At 49.4% G+C, this 23,497-nt stretch carries 18 protein-coding genes; 7 read left to right on the top strand and 11 right to left on the bottom strand.

The window, feature by feature from the left end:
* A partial coding sequence (locus tag ACOJTG_RS09435; protein ID WP_420153591.1) for a hypothetical protein occupies nt 1-1,137 on the bottom strand: 1,137 nt, incomplete at its 3' end.
* Nucleotides 1,138-1,484: 347 nt separating this feature from the next.
* Here ACOJTG_RS09435 and ACOJTG_RS09440 point away from each other — a divergent pair.
* Both ACOJTG_RS09440 and ACOJTG_RS09445 read left to right on the top strand, forming a co-directional pair.
* Nucleotides 1,485-3,971 carry a hypothetical protein gene (locus tag ACOJTG_RS09440; protein WP_420153592.1) on the top strand — a complete coding sequence of 829 codons (2,487 nt, stop codon included), beginning with the start codon at nt 1,485-1,487 and terminating at the stop codon, nt 3,969-3,971.
* A gap of 81 nt (nt 3,972-4,052) precedes the next feature.
* Nucleotides 4,053-5,711, top strand: a complete 1,659-nt coding sequence (locus ACOJTG_RS09445) for an LIC_10190 family membrane protein (RefSeq protein WP_420153593.1) — start codon at nt 4,053-4,055, stop codon at nt 5,709-5,711.
* 20 nt (nt 5,712-5,731) lie between these two features.
* Here the strand turns inward: ACOJTG_RS09445 and ACOJTG_RS09450 are convergent, their stop codons facing one another.
* The 3 genes from ACOJTG_RS09450 to atpD form a co-directional block, all read right to left on the bottom strand.
* A complete protein-coding gene (locus ACOJTG_RS09450) occupies nt 5,732-7,000 on the bottom strand; it encodes an OmpA family protein (RefSeq protein ID WP_420153594.1) in 1,269 nt (422 codons plus the stop codon).
* 169 nt (nt 7,001-7,169) lie between these two features.
* Nucleotides 7,170-7,412, bottom strand: a complete 243-nt coding sequence (locus ACOJTG_RS09455; RefSeq protein WP_420153595.1) for a FoF1 ATP synthase subunit delta/epsilon — start codon at nt 7,410-7,412, stop codon at nt 7,170-7,172.
* A gap of 119 nt (nt 7,413-7,531) precedes the next feature.
* Entirely contained in the window at nt 7,532-9,049 is a 1,518-nt protein-coding gene (gene atpD / locus ACOJTG_RS09460; protein WP_420153596.1) for a F0F1 ATP synthase subunit beta, read from the bottom strand.
* A gap of 175 nt (nt 9,050-9,224) precedes the next feature.
* Here atpD and folP point away from each other — a divergent pair, with 175 nt between their 5' ends.
* The 5 genes from folP to ACOJTG_RS09485 all read left to right on the top strand — a co-directional run bounded on the left by folP (nt 9,225) and on the right by ACOJTG_RS09485 (nt 14,313).
* Nucleotides 9,225-10,076, top strand: coding sequence for a dihydropteroate synthase (folP, locus tag ACOJTG_RS09465; RefSeq protein ID WP_420153597.1), 852 nt, complete (start codon nt 9,225-9,227; stop codon nt 10,074-10,076).
* Nucleotides 10,077-10,537: 461 nt separating this feature from the next.
* Nucleotides 10,538-11,359 (top strand): aminotransferase class IV, encoded by an 822-nt coding sequence (locus tag ACOJTG_RS09470; RefSeq protein ID WP_420153598.1) that lies wholly within the window; start codon nt 10,538-10,540, stop codon nt 11,357-11,359.
* Entirely contained in the window at nt 11,356-12,402 is a 1,047-nt protein-coding gene (locus ACOJTG_RS09475) for a M15 family metallopeptidase (protein ID WP_420153599.1), read from the top strand. The genes ACOJTG_RS09470 and ACOJTG_RS09475 overlap by 4 nt, the downstream gene beginning before the upstream one ends.
* Before the next feature lie 126 nt (nt 12,403-12,528).
* Nucleotides 12,529-13,008, top strand: coding sequence for a peptidoglycan-binding protein LysM (lysM, locus tag ACOJTG_RS09480; protein WP_104709800.1), 480 nt, complete (start codon nt 12,529-12,531; stop codon nt 13,006-13,008).
* 138 nt (nt 13,009-13,146) lie between these two features.
* Nucleotides 13,147-14,313, top strand: coding sequence for a metallophosphoesterase (locus ACOJTG_RS09485; RefSeq protein WP_420153600.1), 1,167 nt, complete (start codon nt 13,147-13,149; stop codon nt 14,311-14,313).
* Between the two features lie 260 nt (nt 14,314-14,573).
* Here ACOJTG_RS09485 and ACOJTG_RS09490 read toward each other — a convergent pair whose 3' ends face one another.
* The 7 genes from ACOJTG_RS09490 to ACOJTG_RS09520 form a co-directional block, all read right to left on the bottom strand.
* Entirely contained in the window at nt 14,574-15,230 is a 657-nt protein-coding gene (locus tag ACOJTG_RS09490) for an HAD family hydrolase (protein WP_420153601.1), read from the bottom strand.
* Between the two features lie 153 nt (nt 15,231-15,383).
* Nucleotides 15,384-17,039 (bottom strand): sodium/sugar symporter, encoded by a 1,656-nt coding sequence (locus ACOJTG_RS09495; RefSeq protein ID WP_420153602.1) that lies wholly within the window; start codon nt 17,037-17,039, stop codon nt 15,384-15,386.
* A 106-nt stretch (nt 17,040-17,145) separates the two neighbouring features.
* A complete protein-coding gene (locus ACOJTG_RS09500) occupies nt 17,146-17,847 on the bottom strand; it encodes an L-ribulose-5-phosphate 4-epimerase (protein ID WP_094810522.1) in 702 nt (233 codons plus the stop codon).
* A gap of 334 nt (nt 17,848-18,181) precedes the next feature.
* Complete coding sequence (araA, locus tag ACOJTG_RS09505; RefSeq protein ID WP_420153603.1) at nt 18,182-19,666, bottom strand: L-arabinose isomerase; 1,485 nt, start codon at nt 19,664-19,666, stop codon at nt 18,182-18,184.
* Between the two features lie 83 nt (nt 19,667-19,749).
* On the bottom strand, nt 19,750-21,414 hold the full coding sequence (locus ACOJTG_RS09510) for a ribulokinase (protein WP_420153604.1): 1,665 nt from the start codon (nt 21,412-21,414) through the stop codon (nt 19,750-19,752).
* Nucleotides 21,415-21,572: 158 nt separating this feature from the next.
* Complete coding sequence (locus tag ACOJTG_RS09515) at nt 21,573-22,268, bottom strand: NUDIX hydrolase (RefSeq protein WP_420153605.1); 696 nt, start codon at nt 22,266-22,268, stop codon at nt 21,573-21,575.
* A 205-nt stretch (nt 22,269-22,473) separates the two neighbouring features.
* Nucleotides 22,474-23,397, bottom strand: coding sequence for an arabinan endo-1,5-alpha-L-arabinosidase (locus ACOJTG_RS09520; RefSeq protein WP_420153606.1), 924 nt, complete (start codon nt 23,395-23,397; stop codon nt 22,474-22,476).
* Nucleotides 23,398-23,497 lie beyond the last annotated feature (100 nt).

The following is a 23,497-nucleotide window of genomic DNA, read 5'->3' on the forward strand; positions in this document are numbered from 1 at the left end:
AATTTTCAGGTAATAATTTAAAGAGATTCTGGGAGGAATGAAGAAGGGGGTTTCTTCTCTCATCTTGAAAAGTAAACGAGAAAAGTGAGCTATTTCTAGTTCAAGTCTTTTCTTATAACTAATTCCAGCACTCGGTTGCAAGATAGTATAACTAAAAGCAGGAGTATATATCTCTTTAGGGGGTTTTATGGAATAATGCCCTAACCCAATACTAAAAAAGGGTTGGACCTTAGATCTGCATAGGTAACTTCCCACCATTGCTTCCCAAGCCTTACCCATTCTTGGCTCTCCCTTGGCAGTAAAGAAATTATAGTAATACATTCCAGGTATTAGAAAGTAGTTGAGTTTTATATAAGCATTTTGATTATTACGGGGCATATTCATTCGTAAAGTAATGCCGCCTGTCAAATAACTTTCTTTTCTATTTAAATCATAACTATTCAGACGTTCTGCACCGACCCCTACTCCCACAAAAACAGCGATTTTGCGATCAATAGATTTTTGTAGCGTCTTAGTACCCGTTAACTTTTCATTGTATAAACTCAGGTACCGGATAAGACTATTCGCAAAATAAGCAGGAGAAGAAAATGAAAAATCAGGAGCATCTGCGGTTAATTGGGCAAGTTGATCTTTATATTCTGCTACCTCTACTGCATATTGCTGGCCCTCTTTAATCTTATTGTATTTAAAATTAATAAGCTCTTGAAAAACCTCTTTCTTTTGAACAAAGAAGCGTTCGCGGTGATCATTTGGGCTTTTGCCCCGAAATAGGCTAACCGTTTGATCTTGGTATATTTTTTCCAAGAATAACGTTTGCTCTAAATAGGTATCAGGTACAAAAGCATAGACATCATTGGTCACTAGTAGTAAACGCAACCGATGAGACTTATAAAGCTTTTTTTCAGCAGCGATGTAAAACGCTAGAGCTTGCTCCGAAGTAATAATTTCTTCATTTTGTTTCAAATCTCTTTTAAAAGAGATTTGAGTTGGGCTTTCATTCCAGTCTTTATCATCGATATAGCCACGTACAGTATCCAACTTATTGATTACTACATAACCGGGTTGATAGTTCTTTTGAGCAAAACAGGAAAAAGAAGAGAGTATAACGAATGATGTCAATAATGATCGGTAAAACATACAATGGTTAGGTGGTGGAGATAAAATTTAAGAGCAAGTATACAGCTCAATATGCCTTGTTTCCTAATGATAACTTCATTCGTCCTTGTAAAAGAATAATCCATATTTTTCGAATATGCACTTTATCTAGTTCCCCCGCTCTTTCGGATTTACAAAACCGAAAGAGCAGCTTTTAGAGCATTCTGGAAAGCCGCTTGCTCATTATCTCTTGTTAGGATTAGTAGTTCTCTGCAGTGTACGTCGTACGTTTATTCATATCTATAGGCTCCACCTACTAAACCTTTTTCCCCTGCAACGCTTCACAGTCTGCCGTATCTTCTATTTTTGTGGTTTCTATCTCTGCACGCATGAAATCCACGCTAAGCAAGTTACTCCCTCATTTACTCGCCCTACTGGTTCTGTTTGTACTCGCTGCTCTATACGCTTCGCCCAATTTGCAGGGCAAGGTGCTGGGTATGCACGATATCCAGCAGGCCCAGGCGGGTGCTCAGGAACTCAATGAATTTTACAAAGCGACGGGCCGCTGGGCACTCTGGACCAACTCAATGTTCAGTGGCATGCCTGCGTACATGGTAGCTGGCGATTATCCCTACACCTTCGTCGGTAAGACCGTAGCCGTTACCTTACTCATCATTCCCGAAACCATCCGCATCGTTTTTCTGATGATGCTGGGTATGTATGTACTGCTTACCACCATGGGCGTACGCCGCTGGCTGGCGGTACTCGGAGCCGTAGCTTTTGCCTTTGGTTCGTACAACATGATTTTCATTAAAGCCGGACACGTTTCCAAAATGTACGCACTGGCTTATATGCCGGGTATTCTGGCTGGGGTAATGCTGGCTTTACGGGGTAGATACTGGATCGGCGGAGCGGTTACGGCCTTGTTTCTCTGTCTGGAACTAGCCTCGAACCACTTACAGATTACCTACTATTTTGGTCTGGCCCTGGTTCCCTATATTATTATGGAAGCCGTGGTTCAGATTAAGGAAGGTCGACTGAAAAACCTGATTACCGCGGGTATTGTCCTGGCGGTTTCGGCGGCCATTGGTATCGGTAGCTACGGTGGACGTTTACTGGTTACGCTGGACTATACCAAAGAAACCACTCGCGGTAAAACGGAACTTTCGCTGGCCAAACCGACCCAACCCGGCCAAGCGGCTCCCGCAGCAACTGCCGCTCCCCAAAACGGTCTGGATCGTAGTTATGCATTTGAGTACAGTTACGGTATTGGTGAAACGTTGACTCTGCTGATTCCCCGCGTCTACGGCGGAGCTTCTGGTGAACCGTTAACAGACGGTTCCGATATGTATAAATTACTGCTGCAACGCGGACTCGATTCAGCTCAGGCCAAGCAGATTGTTGAAGGAGGTATGCCTACCTACTGGGGTGATCTTCCCATCAATGGTGGTCCGGCTTACGCGGGTGCAGTACTCATTTTCCTGGCGGTGCTGGGTTTGTTTGTAGTACAACACCGGATCAAGTGGTGGGTACTGGGAGCTACGATCCTGATGCTCTTCATTGCCTGGGGTAAAAACTTTGCGGCTTTTGGTGATTTCATGTTCGATCACTTCCCGCTCTATAACAAGTTCCGGGCGGTTACTATGACGCTCAGTATCATCCAATTCCTACTGGCTTTATTGGCGGTACTGGCTATCGAAACGTTACTGAGTCGGAAACCCAGCTTTGCTGAAATCAAAACGGGACTAATTGCCAGCTTTGCTCTCACGGGTGGTCTAGCTTTGCTATTGTGGTTAGTAGGTCCTTCTCTTCTCGAATTACGTAAGCCCAATGAGAGTGCTCAGCTGGGACAGATGTTCGGTGATCCCGCTTTTGGTCCGGATGTTTTGCGAGCTATGATTGAAGACCGGGGTTCTATTCTCCGGGCCGATGCGTTACGTACCCTGATCTTCATCGTACTGGCCACGGGTTTGGTCTGGCTGTACGTGACGAATAAGGTAAAAGAAACGGTACTAGTCGTAGTTCTGATTGCACTAACGTACTTCGATCTTTTCTTCATCGACAAGCGGTATTTCAATAACGACGACTTTACCACCAAGCGGCAGGCACAGGAGCGGATTGCCCCTTCGCCCGTGGATGAGCAGATTTTACAGGATAAAGGATTGAGTTATCGGGTGTTGGATAATCGGGGTTACTTCATGAGCGATGCCAACGCTTCGTACTTCCACAAATCACTGGGCGGATACCACGCGGCTAAACTCAAGCGATACTCGGAACTGATGGAGTATGCATTGCCCAAAAACTTCATGGGGGTGATCAACATGCTCAACGCCAAATACGTCATTCAACGCGACCCGCAAAGCAACCAGGACGTAGCCCAGCAAAATCCCGAAGCTTTGGGGAATGCCTGGTTCGTGCAAAATTACCGCCTGGTTCCCGATGCCAACGCGGAAATGACGGCTCTGCAAACGCTCAATCCCAAACAAACGGCCCTGATTGATCAACGGTACGCGGGTGATCTGAAAGGCCTGACGACCCTTCAGTACGATTCAACGAATACGATTCAACTGGTCGCCTACCAGCCCGATCAACTCAAGTACGAGAGTAAGGCGAACAGCGAACAGCTGGCCGTATTTTCGGAGATTTTCTACAAAGGCAATACTGATTGGAAATCCTACATCGATGGTAAGGAAGTACCGCACATCCGGGTGAACTACCTCTTACGCGGTTTACGCATTCCAGCGGGTACGCACACGATTGAATTCAAGTTCGATCCCCCCGTTTGGAAAACCGGCATGACGATTGATCTGGTCAGTAACATTGCCCTGATCCTGCTCATCGTCGCAGGCGTAGTCATTGATTCTCGACGGAAGTAAGCGTATCTTTGTACGATTATTAAACAATGGCTGGTGCTTGCATCAGCCATTTGTGTTACCCCGGTTTAACCTTATTTTCTCATGCTGATTACCCTGCTGCTCTGGCTGTACATCTCGCTGCTTTGTCTTTTGGCGGGCGATCTGGTACGAATGGGCTTTCAGAAACTGGGCCGTACCGCTCTGCAGGTGCCGCTTCCTTTTCTGGCTATACTCGGCTGGGCGGGTCTGATGAATGGATTGGGGTATGGCTGGCTACTGGTCCCCGTAGGGCAAGCGGTCCACCTGCTGGTGTTAGTGGGACTATTGATTGGCGGCTGGCTTCGTCGAAAGTACTGGCTTAGCGTCGTTCGTACGCTGCAACTCCCGCGTTCCTGGTTTTTCTGGGGCGTAAGCGTGCTCGGTTTTCTCGTCATTCTAACCCGTACGACACACCTGCCCCGCGTGGCGGATACAGGCGGCTACCACGCTCCCATGATTCGCTGGATCTCGGAATATGCCGTGGTACCGGGACTAGCGAACGTGAACTATCGCTTTGGTTTCAACAACGCTTCCTTTCTAACCGAGGCTTTTTTCAGCTTGCGATTTCTGGGGGTTGATGCCTTTCACGTACTCAACGGCTGGCTCATGGCGGTGGTCTGGTGCTGGGCCTTACTTCTTTTGCAAAATACACGCTTCAAACCCAGTGAAGTACTCATTGTGGTACTGGGGGTATGGTATCTTTGGCATTCGCACTGGCGGCTCGCTTCGCCGAGTCCTGACCATCCGGCTCAGTTGCTGGTAGGTTTACTTTTTTTCCTGCTGATCCGGCAGATGGAAGGCCCCGCCAATCCGTCCGAACGTTTGTTGATGGTGTGGCTGACGTTATTGGCGTTTACCATCAAAATGAGTACACTCGTTGCCCTACTCATTCCCCTTCTTTTATTCGTTGATGCGTTTCGCAAGAAAGATTACGCCTTCCTTCCCCGCCTGATTGCAGTAGGACTGCTCCCCCTGCTCTGGTGGCTGACGGCCAATGTGATCCTAACGGGATATATCCTGTACCCCACTACTTCCCCCTTACTCGACTGGTTTTCGTTCGACTGGAAAGTACCTAAAAGCGTCATTGAACAAGGATTACTGAATCTTTCGGGCGGTACGAAACTTAGTCCGGTACAGGGCCTATTCGATTTTAGCTGGGTCCCGTACTGGTTTACCCAACAACTCGTACCCGATCAACTGCTGTTGGTTTTATTATTTGGCTGGCCCCTGTTTGCCAGTTTTCGCTGGAAGAAGACTGTTGCTTTTCTGATGCAGTATCTCAACTGGTTTTGGGTGCTGGTGACGGCCTACGCCGGGGTAGCTTTCTGGTTCATTACGGCACCAGAATTCCGCTTTGGGATGGGTTTCATCATCGCGGCTCTGGTCGTAGGATATCTTCCGTATCGAAGGGCCGTCCCGGCTTTGTACCGTTTTGGAATCGTTGGCGTATTGAGTTTGGCCCTGCTGTATGCCTCCTTCAAGCGGCAAGCCAGTCCGCTGATATTTCCTGATTCGTATCCAGCGGCTCAGCTGACTTCCTACCCGTTACAGGGTCAGCGAATGTACGTAGCCACGGACGATCCCCGCGTAATTCATGGCATCAAGGGCTATTGGAGTAGTTGCCAGGATGCGGCTTTGCCCTGTTCTCCGTACTATAACCCTTCACTGCGTTTGCGGGGGTCTACTTTATCGGAAGGTTTTAAAGCAGTAGAGACGCGATAACCGCGTCTCTACCTGATTGATTACTTCTTGGTTACGATGAGTTCAACCCGTCGGTTTACCTTGCGTTCCTGGTCACTTTTAGCGGTACTCAGCGGTCGCGTATCGCCGAAGCCTTTCGCCTCGATACGCGAGGCGTTAATGCCATTATTGACAAGGTACCGTTTAACGGTTTCTACCCGCTCGATGGATAATTCCATGTTTTTCTGCGAATCGCCGATGGCATCCGTATGACCTTCCAGTCGAATTTCAACCGTTGGATTTTTCTTCATCCAGGCAACCACCTGAGTCAGATTTTCCTGCGATTCGGTGAGTAGTACGGCTTTGCCCGTTTCAAAGAGAATGTTCTTTAATTCAATCTTAGAGCCTACTTCCGCTTTCAAATCTTCCATAGACGACGAAGTAGTCGCGGGTGGAGGTGTTGGCTTAACCGGAGCAGTCGCTACGGGTGGAGCAACGGCGGGTGCAGATTGTTTTTTGCCAGTACGTAAATAGAAGTCTTTTTCTACGGCATTATCCTTCACCGTTACCGTCGCCGTCATCGTTTCGTAACCCGGTACTACCGTTGAAAGCTGATAACTTCCGGGCCGCACGTTTTTCCGGAAAACGCCCGTACTTCCGATGGTTCGAAGCGTGTCTGCTTTCGCTCCCGCCCGTAATACAGTAATTTTTCCTTCCAGCGGTTCCTTGGTTACGGCGTCGTATACCTGACCACTCAGCAGTACCGTGGCAACTTCAGGCGTTTTTTTAGAGACCTGAGCAACCGCTGGAGCTTTGGTATCCTTTTTCGTTTTGTCCGCTGGATTTTTAATATGGATGTGATAAAAATTCCAGCACCGCCAACCGTTGGCCCGATCCCGGCATTCAAACAGATCAAAGTCCTCCATGCCCGGTTCGAGACGTTCGAAATAGACCGCGAAATTGATCACATCCCCCGGCTGCACATCCCGTTTATCGGGTCTTACCGGAATGCCTACGGCCTTGATGAACTTGAATGAGTATAAATTCCCCTTCTGATTCACCCGTAAATCGCTCTCTGGATCAACAGCGACGTTGCTGTACGACGTCTCCTGCATTTGCGGATTCAGTTTTCGCAACCAGCGGTCCTGAATATTCAATGGCGGATCTTCGTACCGCATGTACACAATGGTAAATTGGCTGGTTAGCTCTACCTTGGTAATGAACACATCCGCGGCCGTTTGCCCTTCCACCCGGGGTTTCACCGTTACCTGGGCCTGCACGGCTCCGAGCAGCAGGGCCCCGATCAAACTAAACAGTAGTCGCTTTTTCATGGAATGTTGTACTTAAAAACACCTTCGTTAACGCCGAACTTCATCCGAATATTTTCGGAGCAAAACTACCAAATTCCGGCTTTCGGATAAACGGCAAAAAAAATAGTCCCGCAGGTTTTAAAACTTGCGGGACTATCAGCGACTAACGCACGAAACGTTAGCACAGCTTTTATAAAATGGCTTCGGCCAGAACCAGAATCTTATTATTGAGTACTTCCACTACGCCCCCATCTACGATGTACGTTTTTTGGCCCTCTTTTGATTCTACAATCACTTCGCCTTTACCCATTGTACTCACCAGGGGGGCGTGATGGTTTAGAATCTGAAAGGAACCCTGCGTACCCGGAAATGAAGCCGAAGTTGCTTCTCCGGCAAAAACTTTCTTATCGGGAGTAATGATTTCGATGAACATAGTCAGTCTTCTATTTACAGTTTTGAGCGGCCGCCGTTGCGGTTTTCAGTTTGCGGTTTTCAGTTGACCGTAAAGGCTCAACAAGCTTTCGCTGTCAACTGAAAACCAGAAACTGTAAACTATCTAGAAGCTTCTGCCAGCAGTTTCTCCCCTTTTACGACCGCGTCTTCGATCGTACCTACCAGGTTGAAGGCAGCTTCTGGCAGGTGATCGTAATCACCCGACATGATTTTGTTGAAGCCTTTGATGGTTTCTTCAATCGAAACGAATACGCCTTTCAAGCCCGTAAACTGCTCGGCTACGTGGAAGGGCTGAGACAGGAAGCGTTGTACGCGACGAGCCCGTGATACCGTTTGTTTATCTTCTTCTGACAATTCGTCCAGACCAAGGATGGCGATAATGTCCTGCAATTCGTTGTAACGTTGCAGAATCATTTTCACGGCCATTGCACAATCGTAGTGAGCGTCGCCCAATACATCCGGGCTCAGGATACGGCTGGTTGAATCCAACGGATCCACGGCGGGATAGATACCCAGCGAAGAAAGCTTACGGCTCAATACCGTCGTAGCATCCAAGTGAGCAAACGTCGTTGCCGGAGCGGGGTCAGTCAAGTCATCCGCAGGTACGTAAACGGCCTGTACGGAAGTAATGGAACCACGCTTGGTTGACGTAATCCGCTCCTGCATGGCACCCATTTCGGTAGCCAGCGTGGGCTGATAACCTACGGCTGAAGGCATCCGGCCTAATAGAGCCGATACTTCAGAACCAGCCTGCGTAAAGCGGAAGATGTTGTCGATGAAGAACAGGATGTCACGACCCTGACCTTCGCCGTCACCATCACGAAAGTGCTCAGCCACGGTCAGACCCGAAAGGGCTACCCGTGCACGTGCTCCCGGAGGCTCGTTCATCTGTCCGAACACGAGCGTCGCTTTGGAATCTTTCAAAGCTTCGTCGTCTACTTTCGACAAATCCCATCCACCCGCTTCCATGGAGTGGTTGAAGGCTTCACCGTACTTGATTACCCCTGATTCGATAAACTCGCGAAGCAGGTCATTTCCTTCCCGCGTACGTTCACCTACACCAGCGAATACGGACAAACCACCGTATACTTTAGCAATGTTGTTGATCAGCTCCTGGATCAATACGGTTTTACCTACACCGGCACCACCGAACAGACCAATTTTACCCCCTTTTACGTAAGGAGCGAGCAAATCGATTACTTTAATACCCGTGAACAATACTTCCGTTGAAGTAGCCAGTTCGTCGAACTTAGGAGCGTTCCGGTGAATAGAGAGGCTGTCTTGTGCACTGGGTTGTGGCATACCATCGATGGCATCACCTACCACGTTAAAGAGGCGACCACGGATGGCATCGCCGGATGGCATTACAATGGTCGAACCAAAGTGAAGCACCTCAATACCCCGATACAAACCTTCGGTCGCGTCCATGGCGATCGCACGTACGCGATCTTCGCCTAAGTGCTGCTGCACTTCCAGGATCACTTTCTGACCGTTGGGTTTCGTTACTTCGAGGGCATCAAGGATTGCCGGCAAGGACGAACCTTCTTCTTCGAAACTCACGTCCACAACCGGTCCGATCACTTGGGTAATCTTACCTTTATTGACTGCGTTTGCCATTGAATATGAGTAGTTACTGGGAGATTGCAAATTTGCCCGCAAAAATAGCCCACGATTCGCGTATTGCCAAAGTCAATATTGGATATTTCCGGGAAATTTCCTGAATAGCTATTATATAGTTGTCAGAATTGGATTGCAGGGCCTTTTTAGCCCCTTCTAATCGTAATTTTACACGATGCAAGCACTTCTTTCTACCCCCTCTACGCTCAACTGCCGGGGGCAAATCGTATCGCTAAAAAAGCCGGTGGTGATGGGAATACTCAATATTACGCCCGATTCTTTCCACGCGGGCAGCCGCTTTGAAGACCCGGATCGCATTCGCCAGCAGGCTCAGAAGATGCTCGCTGAAGGAGCTACTTTTCTGGATATTGGCGGGTACTCCACCCGGCCCGGTGCCGCCGAAGTTTCGGAAGCAGAAGAGGGTCGTCGGGTTGTACTTGCCGTAGAGACCATTTTAGAAGCATTTCCAGAAACACTGCTTTCGGTGGATACCTTTCGTTCGGGCGTCGCTCGCCGAGCCGTTGAAGCGGGTGCAGTAATGGTCAACGATGTGTCAGGCGGATTACTGGACGAGGCGATGTTTGCCACCGTCGCCGAACTCAACGTTCCCTACGTACTCATGCATATGCGGGGGACACCCCAGACGATGGGGAGTCTGAATCAATATCAAAACCTGCTAACGGAAGTTATCGATGAACTGGCTCAGCGGGTACACCTGGCCCGGCAGGCAGGTATTAAAGATATTATTCTGGACCCCGGTTTTGGTTTTGCTAAAAACGCGGATCAGAACTACCAGCTACTGGCTCAGGTCGAAGCCCTGCAAATTTTTCAGTTACCGCTCCTGATTGGCTTATCCCGTAAGAGTATGATTTGGAAAAAACTGGGCATCCCCCCCGCCGAAGCTCTCAACGGTACGACGGTGCTCAATACGATTGCTCTGCAAAAAGGAGCGAAGATCCTGCGGGTGCATGATGTACGGGAAGCCTGTGAGGTGATTCGGATTATGGAGTGGATGCAGAAGACCTAGCGGTTGGCTAGAATGTATCTGGGCCTTGTTCGGGCTCGTAACTTCTCTTCATTGCATAGTGTGTTGATTCTTTGAAGCTTCGTTATTCACCTAGACGGGGTTTGGTGCTTTAGATAAGTCCGTCTTGTAGCCATTGAGCCTTCCAGGCTGGACCTCTCCACGCCTAACGACAGCCTGCTATGGCCCACCGCAATGCGGTGGCCTAAAGCGGCATGAAAAGAGCGGCGGGCGTGCCGGCATGGAATGTATACGGACTAAATGACCAGCCCACTCAACAGGACGAAATAGTGATCCTATCAAACTAGTTGCCAGTTTATAATTATCAGTTATTTAGAACTTATCAATTCCTACATCTATACAGATACACTACTCAAACCTTGCTTACAAAACGTAATCATTAGTCTTTGAGAAAGAATCAAAAATCCCATCCTTATCTTTGACCGACGATATCTTTCTTCAACATGGCAGCTACTTTTTTTGTCAACGGCTCGTTCGTTCCCGAAGAACAAGCCCAACTTCATATCACCGACCTGGGCCTGTTGCGGGCCTATGGCATTTTTGATTTTTTCCGGGCCATGGACGGTCATCCCATTTTTCAGGAAGACCACCTCGACCGCTTTGAGCGTTCGGCGGAACTGATGGGTCTGACGATTCCCGCCAGTCGGGAGCAGCTTCGCGAAATTATTGCCGAACTGATCCGTCTGAACCCGCACGCTCTGCTGGGTTTGAAACTAGTACTGACCGGTGGCTACTCTCCCGATGGGTTTGCTCCCGCTGAAACGCCCAATTTTTTCGTTATTCCTAAGCCCTTCGAGTTCAAAAGTCCGGACGAAGGCCTGCACTTCATGAGCGTTGAACACCAACGCCAACTCGCCGAAGTCAAGTCACTGGATTACCTGTTGCCGATTTATTTATTACGAAAGCAACGCGAAATAAGAGCCGACGACGTATTGTATTACGAAAACGGTCTGATTACCGAATCATCCCGTTCCAATGTGTTTGTCGTGAAAGGCGATACGCTCATTACGCCCGCCGAAGGCATGTTACGCGGCATTACCCGGAAACACATCATCCAATTTGCTCCGCAGATTTTGCGGGTGGAAGAGCGTCCGGTTACGCTGGAAGAAACGCTTCAGGCCGACGAGCTTTTCACTACAGGGTCGACCAAACGGATTGTTCCCGTTACTAAAATTGATCAGAAACCCATCGGAACCGGACACCCGGGGGCCGTTACCCGTAAGCTTTACGAGCTCTTTTTAAAGTACGAACAAGAAACGATTTGAAGCGATTTATTCTTTTTTGCCTGTTTTTCGGAACCATCTTTCAGGCCTGCGGGCAACTCCCGCAGGCCCTGCCCGGCTGGGAAGCTTTGCGTTGTGACAGTACCCGACGCGTCAGTGCCTTAAGCCTGTATGATTTGATTCTCCCCCTGTACAGCACGGACAGTATCCGCGAAAAAACCATTGGCGTCAACCGGGTGCTGGCCTTTGTTGCGGATGAAAAAGGTACGGTCCGCTTTCTGGGTTCGCATCGGACGGGTTCAATCGCGGACTCGCTAGGCTCCCCCACTACGCCTTTAGACAGTATACAACGGCACACGTACCTCGCTTCGGCAACCGACGAACCCATTTATCTGTACGATCGCTGGTCCTGGCTGCTCAATACCACGCGTGAGGTGTTTCTGGCCCGCCGCGATTCACTCGTGGATTCGCTGCGTCGTCAGTTGCCCAACTACGAAGTAAAAGTCATATCTGACCTTCGAAGTGCGGAACTACAGACCAAACTGCTGGGACGAGGCCGCAGTATGGCTCCGATTTCGTTTCACCAGCTGGGACTGGCTGCCGACCTGGGCTTTTTCCGGCGGGGTCGCCTCGTCCGTAACGCAGGTCCGTACATAGCCATTGGGGAATTGACGCCGTACTATCAATTAGTATGGGGTGGTGATTTCGTGGGTTTTGTCGATCCGCCTCACTTTCAACTGTACAAAAATGCGGCGGTGTTTCTGCGGGATTTCCCCATGCTCCGCTTTGAATTTGAGCCTTTTTACGAAAATTACCTGCGACGCGTACGGCAAAAGATTGAGAACAATCGGGAACACGAAGTCGAAGACACCAAAGCTTTATTAATGATCCTTAACGAATTCCGACAGCATATGCCCTGTGCCTGTCAAGGAGATTCGTTAAATACTTCGTTGCCTCAGCTGGCGAAAGTTCCCCCGCTTACCTCAGAAGACGTACTGATTTTCGGCGATTTACGCAATCAACGCTTATCTTTTTGGCGGGGCAACGAGTTGTTGATTTCGTACCGCTTGGGAATTTGGCAGTAATTCCTCAATATTTTCCGTAAAAATACTTACTTTTCGCCCGTTCCTGATCTGAAGATGTGCTGGAATGACATTTTCTGTATTTCGTAAGGAACACTCACTTGTATTCAACCTTAACTCTCAATCCTTATGGGACTGATTTCATTCATGAAAGGGGTCGGCGAAAACCTCTTCGGTAGTAAAGATGAAGAAACCAAAGTGGCTCAGGCCAAGCCGGAAGAAGTAGAACCGCTGCGGGCCGGAGCCTTGTTACAAAAAGTAAAAAGCCTGGGTCTAGCCTACAAAAACCTGACCATCAAAACGGCTGGTTCGACAGTTGTACTGGAAGGCGAAGTAGACAAGCAGGAAGACGCTGAAAAAATTGCTCTGACTGTGGGTAACGTCACTGGCGTAGAACAGGTAGATAACCGCATCCGTGTGACGGCTCCGAAACCCGAGGCACAGTATCACACCGTAGAAAAAGGCGATTCGCTTTCTAAAATTGCGGGCAAGTTTTATGGCGATGTCATGAAATACCCCGTCATTTTTGAAGCCAACAAGCCCATGCTGAAAGATCCCGATCTGATCTATCCCGGTCAGGTACTGCGGATTCCACCGCTGGAAAGCTAGTATTTGTTTATGTATGAAAACGTCCCTTTCTTACCGGAAGGGACGTTTTTTGTTAGTAAGATCTTCTCATTTGAAAACATCTTCGCTGGCTTTTGGTACTTCTTCTAACGAAACCTTTCTCCGCTAAACTGATCATCCGTGCGTTCCAGCAAGCAATACGTTAATCTGAGTCATAATAAGGTCGAAAATCACCTCAAAACCCTGCAAAACGAGTTTGAAGAGGAAGTGGTACCGACGGATACGGTTACCTACAAACTCCGGCAGTTTTTCTGGTCGAATTTCTTCGGTTTCGTCTACCATTATTTCAAAAGCCGATTTGGGAAACGCTATCCGTATCAGTCGTATCCCAAGGACGGGGATTCGGGTGTGTATCGAATTCCCAATGAGGCGACTCTGGCCCTGCTTTCCGACTGGGCCACGGATACCATTGAATCCGATCTGGTAGGCCGGTTGGTAGCCCGGTATCAGGCTGACTATACCTTACACCTGGGAGACGTTTATTTCGTCGGGGCTCCGAAAGAGATACGGGCCAACTTTCTGAATCCGGATGCCTCCTGGCCCTGGGGTACGCAGGGCAGTCTGGCCTTGTCGGGGAATCATGAAATGTACTCCAACGGCCGCGGTTTCTTTGAAGAACTGCTCCCCCGCATGGGCGTCGATCAGGCGGGGGTACGCGTTTCGCAGAAAGCGGGTTTTTTCTGTTTGGAAAACGACCATTGGCGGATCATTGGACTGGATACAGGCTATACCTCCGTTCGAAATCCGATTATGGAAATCATCAACCCGCCCGATTGTCGTTTGAAAGATTCGCAGGTTCAATGGCTACGGGAGCAGGTAAAACTGGGTGATGCTAGCGATACCCGCGGCCTTATCTTTCTGAGCCACCATCCCGTTTTTTCGGTATTTCGAAATGCCTTTCCTAAACCCGGCGAACAGCTCCGCGAAATTTTGGGCGAAGCTACCCGTCCCGTTGCGTGGATCTACGGACATGAACACCGCATGGTGATTTACCATACGCAGGAACTGAAAAATAGTTTGACGGTACACGGCCGCTGCATCGGCCACGGCGGGATGCCCGTAGAACTTAAAGCCCCCGAAACCCACGATCCGATCTACTTCATGGACGACCGCATCCGTACCCGTCTTCGCCGCCGGGATGTGAGCTACAATGGCTTCGCGTACCTGACGCTACAGGGACTGAATGCCGTGATGAAGTACATCGACGTAGAGGATACGATGATCTTTCAGGAAAACTGGCGGGTAGAAAATGGGGCAGTGATTGTTGAAAAGGCGGATGCGGTGTAAAGTCGCGACTTATCAAGATTAAGTCGGAATAATCACCTACTATTCACGCAATTTCTTAATTAAAGACAAAGAGCTACTTCAGGTATTGAAGTAGCTCTTTGTCTTTAATCAATCCTTTTGAGTTTACTAAGTTGTTCGCAACTGGGATAGTAATTTAGGTTAATTTCCGTGCTATAATTTTACAATTCATAAATAGGAAATTTGATCTTCAAGTACTGGATACGGTGTACCAAGATTTAGTACTTAAGTCCAGCATTTTCTTACTTCGCCAACTCCTCTTCCAGCTTAATCTCTGTATAGTCCTTCACGCATTTCCGAACGCTGGTAAACGTTTCGAATTCTTCGGCTTTGTGCGTGGTCGTCAGGATGATGGCTTCCATACCGGCGTTGAAGGCCGTACGGGCTCCCGTGGGGGAATCTTCGAACACCAGACATTCCTCCGGCTCTACACCCAACGTCTGAGCAACCTGAAAAAATACGCTGGGATCGGGCTTGCCTTTCTTGACGTCACGGTCACAAACGATGGCTTTGAAGTAATGCCGGATGTTGAGGTTATCCAGCACGTAATCCACGTTTTCGTACCGGGCCGCCGTACCGATCCCCATCGGAATATCCAGTTCGGCGGCTCTGGCCAGTAACTCGGGTAAGCCATCAATGAGGCGAAGCTGCTCCAGGAAAATTTCCCGGTAGCGGGCTTCCTTCTCGGCGGAAATGCGGTCGCGTTCCTCAAACGCATACTGGTCGCCGAAGATCCGAACCAGAATATCATCATTCATACCGTGGCAGGTAGCAATGACTTCATCGAGCGTCATCTCCTTCCCTACCTCGGCCAGTTTCGACTGCCAGGCGTGGTGGTGTACCATCATGTTATCCACCATCGTCCCATCCATATCGAAGATTAAAGCTTTCTTTTTCATGCGGCAAAGGTAATTGTGGGTTTTGGGTTTAGAGTTAAATATCCCCTCTTTACCTGTATCTCGAGCTTTCTAATTTCTCAATAGGTATAATTTCAAAAACGAATCATGAACGATTTGGGAGAAAACAACTCTAAACTCAAAACGCAACAACGCTTAATAGAAGACCCCATAAATCGTCAGAATCAACCCGGTAATAGTCAGGGCTCCGACGAGGAAGGAGGTGGATACTTTAAACCAGCTGGATTCGATAGCGAAGGCCTTGGGGTTGGCCCTGCCTTTGGATTCCAGCAAACTGATGGCTACGTGCACGGCTACGCAAATCCAGAAGACTGTACCCATTCGGTTGAGGAAGGGCATATCCGGAGCCTGATATTTGAACAGCGTTGAGAGTGGAATACTCAGCAGAGCCGACACCAAAGCACCATTGGCCGTGGCTTTGTTCCAGAAGAAACCCAGTAAGAAAATCGCGAGAATACCCGGTGAAATGAAGCCCGTATACTCCTGAATGTACTCAAAGCCCTGACCAAAGTTCCGCAGGAACGGACTCAGCAGCAACGCGATACCAAAGGCCACCACGATGGAAAGACGACCCAGGCGTACGGTTTGTTTTTCGTTCAGATTGGCATTGAAGAATTTCTTGTGAATATCGAGTACGTAAATGGTCGAGATACTGTTCGCTTTTCCGGCTAGCGAAGCTACGATAGCCGCCGTCAGAGCCGCAAAGGCTAGACCTTTCAGACCCGTAGGCAGGAGGTTCAGCAGTACCGGATACGAATTATCGGGCTTAACGACCCCTCCTTCGGTAATACCGCTCACAATCGCCGGATCGGCATTTTCCTGGAACAAAACATACGCCGCCAGACCGGGCAATACCACGATAAAGGGCATCATTACTTTCAGGAAAGACGCAAACAGCAGACCGTTTCGGGCCGTCTTGAGGTCGGCTCCGAGGGCCCGTTGCGTGATGTACTGGTTACAGCCGAAGTAGTTGAAGTTCACAATCCATTGACCGCCAATGATAAACATCATCAGACCCGGTAACTGATTGTAGGCATCGATGAAGCCACCGCGTCCGTCGTGTACCTGATACTCACCCGGCGAGAAGACCATGTGCATGTGACTGTCGGCTTTTTCTTTCAACAGGCCCAGTCCTTCAAAAACGCCTGCTCCCGTACCCACCCGGTCGGACAGCAAATCCAGAGCCAGATAGGTCGTAGCCAGACCCCCTACCACCAGACAAACCACCTGAATCACGTCGGTGTAACCGATTACCTTCATCCCACCTAGCGTGATGAATACCGCAAAAACCGTCAGGAAAATAGCCGAGGGCATGAAGCCAAAACCCGTCATTTTTTCCAGACTGATCGCCCCCAGGTAAATAATCGAGGTTAGGTTGACGAGAATGTACAGCAAGAGCCAGAATACCGCCATGATCGTTGCCAGCCGTCCGTCGTAACGTACCTGTAGAAACTGCGGCATGGTGTAAATCTTGTTCTTGATGTACATCGGCAGGAAATATACGGCAATGATAATCAGAGAAAACGCACCGACTAATTCGTACACCGAAATCGCCAGACCCAATTGAAAGGCCTGACCGCTCATGCCAATAAACTGTTCGGCAGAAATGTTAGAAGCAATGATGGAGGAACCAATGGCCCACCAGGTAAGCGAACCTTCCGCCAGGAAGAAATCCTTGGAATCGGCGGTTTGTTTGCCTTTGTTTTTGAAGACCCAGTAACCGTATACGGCCACTATCACGAAATAAACCAGGAAAATCGTGTAGTCCAGCGATTCAAGACCGAGTGTCATAAATGGGTTTAGAGTAAGATTAGTTTTGCAGAAGGGGATTGTTAAACGTATCGCTACCGACGGCACCGTCCGTAGCGATACGTATTATTTCGTGGGTTAGGATTGCCTAGCAGCCTTGTCCGTAGTAAGCATCTTTCCCATGTTTGCGGAAAAAGTGTTTGTCAATCAGCGTCTGTTTCAGGCGAGGTACGTCCGGACGCAGGGTACAGGACAAATACGCCATCTGGGCCACGGCTTCGAGTACCCCGGCGTTATACACGGCTTTTTCCGCCGTTTTCCCCCAGGTAAACGGAGCGTGATTGCCCAGTAGAACCATCTCGACTTCTTCGTAGGAAAGGTTACGCCGCTCGAATTCGTTGAGTACCTGATAACCGGTTTCGTATTCGTAGTTGCCTTTGATCATTTCGTCGTCCATCGGCGGAGCACAGGGAATGTCCGTCGTCAGGTGATCGGCGTGGGTCGTACCCAGAATCGGAATATCCAGCTGAGCCTGAGCCCAGGCTGTTGCGTACGTACTGTGCGTATGCACAATGCCACCGATCTTTTCCCAGTTTTTGAAGAGTACGGCGTGCGTCTTCGTATCCGACGAAGGACGTTTGGTACCTTCGACTACCTGGGCATCGAAATCACAGATGACGATGTCTTCGGGACGCAAAAATTCGTAGGGTACACCCGAGGGTTTAATGGCAAATACGCCCTTCTCCCGGTCTACTACCGAAGCATTGCCGAACGTAAATACAACGAGGTTGAGCTTGGGCAGCAGCATATTCGCCTCGTAGCACTCTTCTTTTAAGCTCTGATAACTCATGGGGTTTGAATGTTGAGTAAGCTGGCAGGGGGTTGCAGTCTGAGTGAGTTTGAGAAGTATAAGGTTTGAAGGGTTTGACGTTTGAAGAGTAGAAGGTTTGAAAGAGTGTTTTCCTTTATAACCCGATCCTGCGGGTTGGAGTAGGTTTAAAAAGTACAAGGTTTGCTTTTGGAAGAGTCCTTGCTATTCAGGAATGCACGAACCCGAAACGGCCCCGTTCTACTCCCTTCAACCTAACCCTTTTTAAACCTTATACTTTTCAAACTTCAAAACGCTCAAACGTTATACCCTTCAAACCCACTCAAACCTCCTACTCCTCAAACTTCCCCTCCTACTAGCGATACGTTACGTCATTCCAGCGAAGCTCGTTTTTGAGCTGACGCAGGGTAGTATCTTTATCAATGACTACGAGTTCCGTACCGAACATATCGGCGAAGTCCTCGATGTATTCCGTCGTCAGGTTCTGGCTGTATACCGTGTGGTGAGCACCGCCGGCCAGAATCCAGGCTGCACAACCCGTTTGCATATCCGGTTGGGGTTTCCACAGTACGCGGGCTACGGGCAGCTTGGGCAGTTCTTCCTGAGCGGCTACGGCTTCTACTTCGTTCACCAGAATCCGGAAACGGTTTCCAACGTCGATGATCGAAACGTTGATCGCCGGACCCGCCGCTGAATTGAACACCAGACGCACCGGATCGGCCTTGCCACCGATACCCAGCGGATGGATTTCGCAGGAAGGCTGAGCGTCGGCAATCGACGGACAGATTTCCAGCATGTGCGACCCCAATACGAGTTTATTCGCCGGATTGAAGTGATAGGTATAGTCTTCCATGAACGAGTTACCACCCGGCAGACCGCTTGCCATCGTTTTCATGGTACGTACCATGGCCGCCGTTTTCCAATCGCCTTCGCCACCGAAACCGTAGCCTGCGGCCATCAGTCGCTGCGAAGCAATACCGGGCAATTGGACCAGTCCGTGCAAATCTTCGAAGGTGTCGGTGTAGGCTTTGAAATTTCCGTCTTCCAGGAATGCTTGCAGTCCCAGCTCGATACGAGCCGCTTCCCGCAGCGACTGGCGGAACTCACCATTCTGCCGCAGGGAGTTCACCACGCGGTATTCTTCCTCGTAAACGGCAACCAGTCGGTCGATTTCCGCATCCGAAATCTGGTTTACGACCTGTACCAGATCGCCAACGCCGTGTGTATTCACCGAATACCCAAAGGTCATTTCCGCGGATACTTTGTTACCATCCGTTACGGCTACGTATCGCATGTTGTCGCCGAAACGAACGACTTTCATGCCCTGCATTTCGTAACGAGCCGCCGATACGCGGGACCAGGTGCTGATTTGTGCAATCACATCTTCCTGCTCCCAGTGACCAACTACTACTTTCCGGTTCAGTCGCATCCGGGACATCATGAAACCGAATTCGCGGTCGCCGTGGGCCGACTGGTTCAGGTTCATGAAGTCCATATCAATTTCACCCCAGGGAATATCCCGGTTGAATTGCGTATGCAAATGCAGCATGGGCTTTTGCAGAGCTTTCAACCCCAGAATCCACATTTTAGCGGGCGAAAACGTGTGCATCCAGGTAATGATCCCGGCACAGTTCGGAGCTACGTTGGCCTCCTGAATGATGCGGTAAATTTCTTCCGAAGTCTTCACGACGGGTTTGAAAACCACCCGTACGGGCAACGACCGATCCAGATGCTCGGCGATGGTTTTGGAATGTTCATCTACCTGACGAAGCGTTTCCTCGCCGTACAAATGCTGGCTACCCGTTACGAACCAGACTTCAAATTGTTTTAAGTCAATCATGGTGTATACTTCTGAATATCAATGACTAGTTTCTGTTGGAATTACAAATTCCGAATCCACTTGTAGTGAATTTGGACTTCACCTTACGAATGCCCGAGTATCGCCGGTTCCTGCGGGCCAAACTCCACAAACTGACCCAAATCCAGGAACTTTTGGTAAAGCACTTTATAAACTTCCACCTTGTCCGGCTGCGGTTCATAAATGGCGTCGAACCCGGAAGACATGGCTTCCTGAGCCTCGCTCACGTTGGCGTACAGACCCGCTGCCACGGAGGCAAACATGGCCGCACCCAGGGCACAAGCCTGATCGGATTTAGCAATTTTGATGGGCATGTCCAGTACGTTCGCCAGGGTTTGCATGGCAAAAGCCGACTTGCGAGCGACGCCACCAATGGCAATGACCTGCTTGATGGGGACGCCTTCCTGCACGAAACGATCCACGATATTTTTGGAACCGTAAGCCGTTGCTTCCACCAGAGCTTTGAATACCCGAGCCGTATCACTCCCCAGATTCAGGCCCATGATAGCTCCCTTTAGCGTATGATTGGCGTCGGGCGTGCGGCGACCATTGAACCAGTCGATCGCGACTGCATCGTTTTCGGTCACGGGCAGTTGAGCCGCTTTTTCGGATAAGTGTGGAATGAGTTGTTTACGCAGCGTTTCGGCTGCTTCTTCCCCGAGTAATTCGCGAACCGGTTGCAGTACCAGGCGTTGCAGCCAGGCGTAAATATCTCCGTAGGCCGACATCCCTGCTTCCATCCCCAGCATACCGGGAATGACCGAACCATCCACCTGACCGCAGATGCCGCGTACCAGTAGATTACCGATTTCTTCCGTCGGAGCTACCAGCATATCGCAGGTAGACGTACCGATCACTTTGCAAAGCGAATACGCTTCGATCGTACCGCCTACGGCTCCCATGTGGGCGTCGAAAGCTCCTACGCCGATGATGGCCTCGTCGGAAATACCCAGCTTTTCAGCCCATTCCTTCGAGATTTTGCCCATGGCTTCGTCCGACGTATAGGTGTCGTGGAAAAGGCGACCACGAATGCCCGTCAGTAACGGATCGAGTTGAGTCAGAAAATCTTCGGAAGGCAGACCGTCGAAGTCTTCGTGCCAGAGGGCTTTATGCCCAGCGGCACAACGGCTGCGTTTCAGCGTTAATGGGTTCGTATTTCCCGTCAAAACGGCCGAAACCCAGTCGCAATGTTCCACCCAGGAAAACGCTTTTTCCCGTACTTTTTCATCCACGCGAAGCGTACGCAGAATCTTTGCCCAGAACCACTCGGAAGAATAGATACCACCGACGTACTTCGTAAAATCAAGATCCCAGGAATGGGCTAAATCATTGATTTCCTGAGCTTCCTTATTGGCCGTGTGATCCTTCCAGAGGATGAACATACCGTTGGGATTCTCGGCAAATTCGGGCAGCAAGGACAAGGGCGTACCGTTTTCATCCACCGGGCCGGGGGTCGAACCCGTGGTGTCTACGGATATCCCGACTACGTTCTGGCGTACTTCGTCCGTAGTATTGGCCAGGGCTCCTTTGATGGAAAATTCCAGTCCTTCCAGATAATCCAAGGGATGCTGGCGAAACTGGGAATGCGGAGCATCGCAGTACAAACCCTGTTTCCAGCGGGGGTACTCGTATACCGCCGTTCCTACCTCCGCTCCTGTCTGAGCATTCAGTACCAGAGCCCGTACGGAATCCGTTCCGTAGTCTACGCCAATGACGTATTTTGTTTCCATTTGTATGCTAAAGTGTTAATCTGACACATTCATTATAATACACGGACACCATTCGACGCTTTTTGCGGCATTTCTTATGGCTCGAACCTGTATTCCCTCTCGTTTCTTAACTCTACTCAAGACGTTGGTTCGCCCTTGAAAACCTTACAATCTGGCGATTAAAAATCACTGATAAAGTGAATGAAGGCATTGAACTGTTTCTGGTATCGTTCCTGATCGAGCCGGTACACGATGGCTTTTTTCGTCAGACTTTGTTCGTTTTTTTCGCCCGTATCTTTCAGCAGTTTTGTGGAAAGAATCTTCCGGCTAAAATTCCGGCGGTCGAAAGCCTGACTGTAAATGGCTTCGTATAAACGCTGTAGCTGAGGAATCGTAAATTTTTCGGGAAGTAATTCAAAACCAATGGGATGCAGGGCCGCTTTGTACCGCAGGCGTTGCAGGGCCATTTGCACCATCCGACTGTGATCGAAAATCAGATCCGGCATGGTTTCCAGACTTTGCCAGTACGCATTTTTCGAACGGGCTAATTCTGCATCGTGATCGGAAATGTTGATTAACGCGTAAAAACTAACGGATACGGTTCGCTCGACTGGATCACGCTGCACCTCACCGAAAGTATGCAGTTGTTCCATGTACACGTTCTCCAATCCCGTCAGTTCGTGCAGAATGCGTTTAGCCCCTACTTCCAGATCTTCGTTTTCGTTCAGAAATCCGCCCATCAGAGACCATTTCCCCTGCTCTGGCTCGAAGTTTCGTTTAATCACTAACAACTTCAGTTCCTCGCCATCGAAGCCAAAAATGATACAATCGGTGGCAACCAGCACGCGGTTGGAATGAGGATACTTCAGAAGCATAGGGGTACCAGGAGGCTGTAAACGAATACATTTAAATCGTGTCGAAATAACACAATATTTTTGTATTTACCATATATTTTTTAAAATTATTTAAGCTTCGAAATATGGAATAAAGATGGGAATGAACGGGCCATTACTACGTTTTTAACGATAGATAGCTTGTAACCAAATGCAAAGTTCGTTAGCCTGGTTTTGATGGATAAACTTAGGGCGTCAGGATCGGCCAGCCCTTTTTAAACTGAAGCTTCAGTAATCGCAGTTTCGATTTACCACTATCATTGGCATCGTAGTAATGCGTGGATACCAGTCGTTTCTCGGCGAGTAATCCCACGTGGCCCGGACCAATAAATTCTCCTGACGTTCGCAGTACTATCGTTCCTCCCCCATTCGTCAGATCCTTACCCGTAGCGTCCAGAAACGGTCCCAAGGGTTGTTCTGAACGGCCTACTACGATGGTGTACGTGCTATTCACTCCCTTACAGCACAGGCCGTTATTCACGAACAGGTAGTAGTACTTTCCTTCTTTGATCAGACAGGCGGCTTCCCAGTCCGAAGCGTTGCCGCCCGCGATTTTCGTTAGTGTGGCTCCCGTCTTGATTTTTCCGGTTGACGTATCCAGTTCCACCGTCGCAATTCCACCAAAAAACGAACCGTACGTTAGATAAACGCTGCCGTCCGTATCGCGAAACAGGTTAGGGTCGATGGCATTATAGCCTTTGCGGTCGCTGGATTCGATCACCAGGCCCTGATCCTGCCACTGGTACTGCGGAGAAGCGGAATCGAGCGTGACGTTCGTCGCCAGTCCCAGAGCCGAAGTCGAAGCTCCGAAGGTTGAACAGGAATAGTACAGATAATACTTCCCATTCATAAACAGCAGATCGGGAGCCCAGAAGTGGCCTTTGAACCCGGGAACGCTGGTGTTGATCCATTCCGGCCAGGTCCCCTTTTTGAATACGGGTTCGGTTTGCTGCCAGCTTTTTAAATCCGTGGAGGTATGTACCGTGATGCCGTGCCCGGTTGAAAAGAAGTAGTACTTATCGCCCTCTTTTAGAATGGTACTCGGATCGTGCGTAGCGGGTGCCTGCGAAAAGGCCCATACCGGTAGAAGAAACAGAAGCCAGCGAAGCATAGAATAGTCCAGAGGTTTAGCGTAGGAAATCTGAATTTCAATCTTGTAGTCGGCATAAAAAGAAGGCCGGGATTACCAAACCCGGCCTTGCATGAGCACC

This window comes from Siphonobacter sp. (assembly GCF_048595215.1).
GTDB lineage: Bacteria > Bacteroidota > Bacteroidia > Cytophagales > Spirosomataceae > Siphonobacter.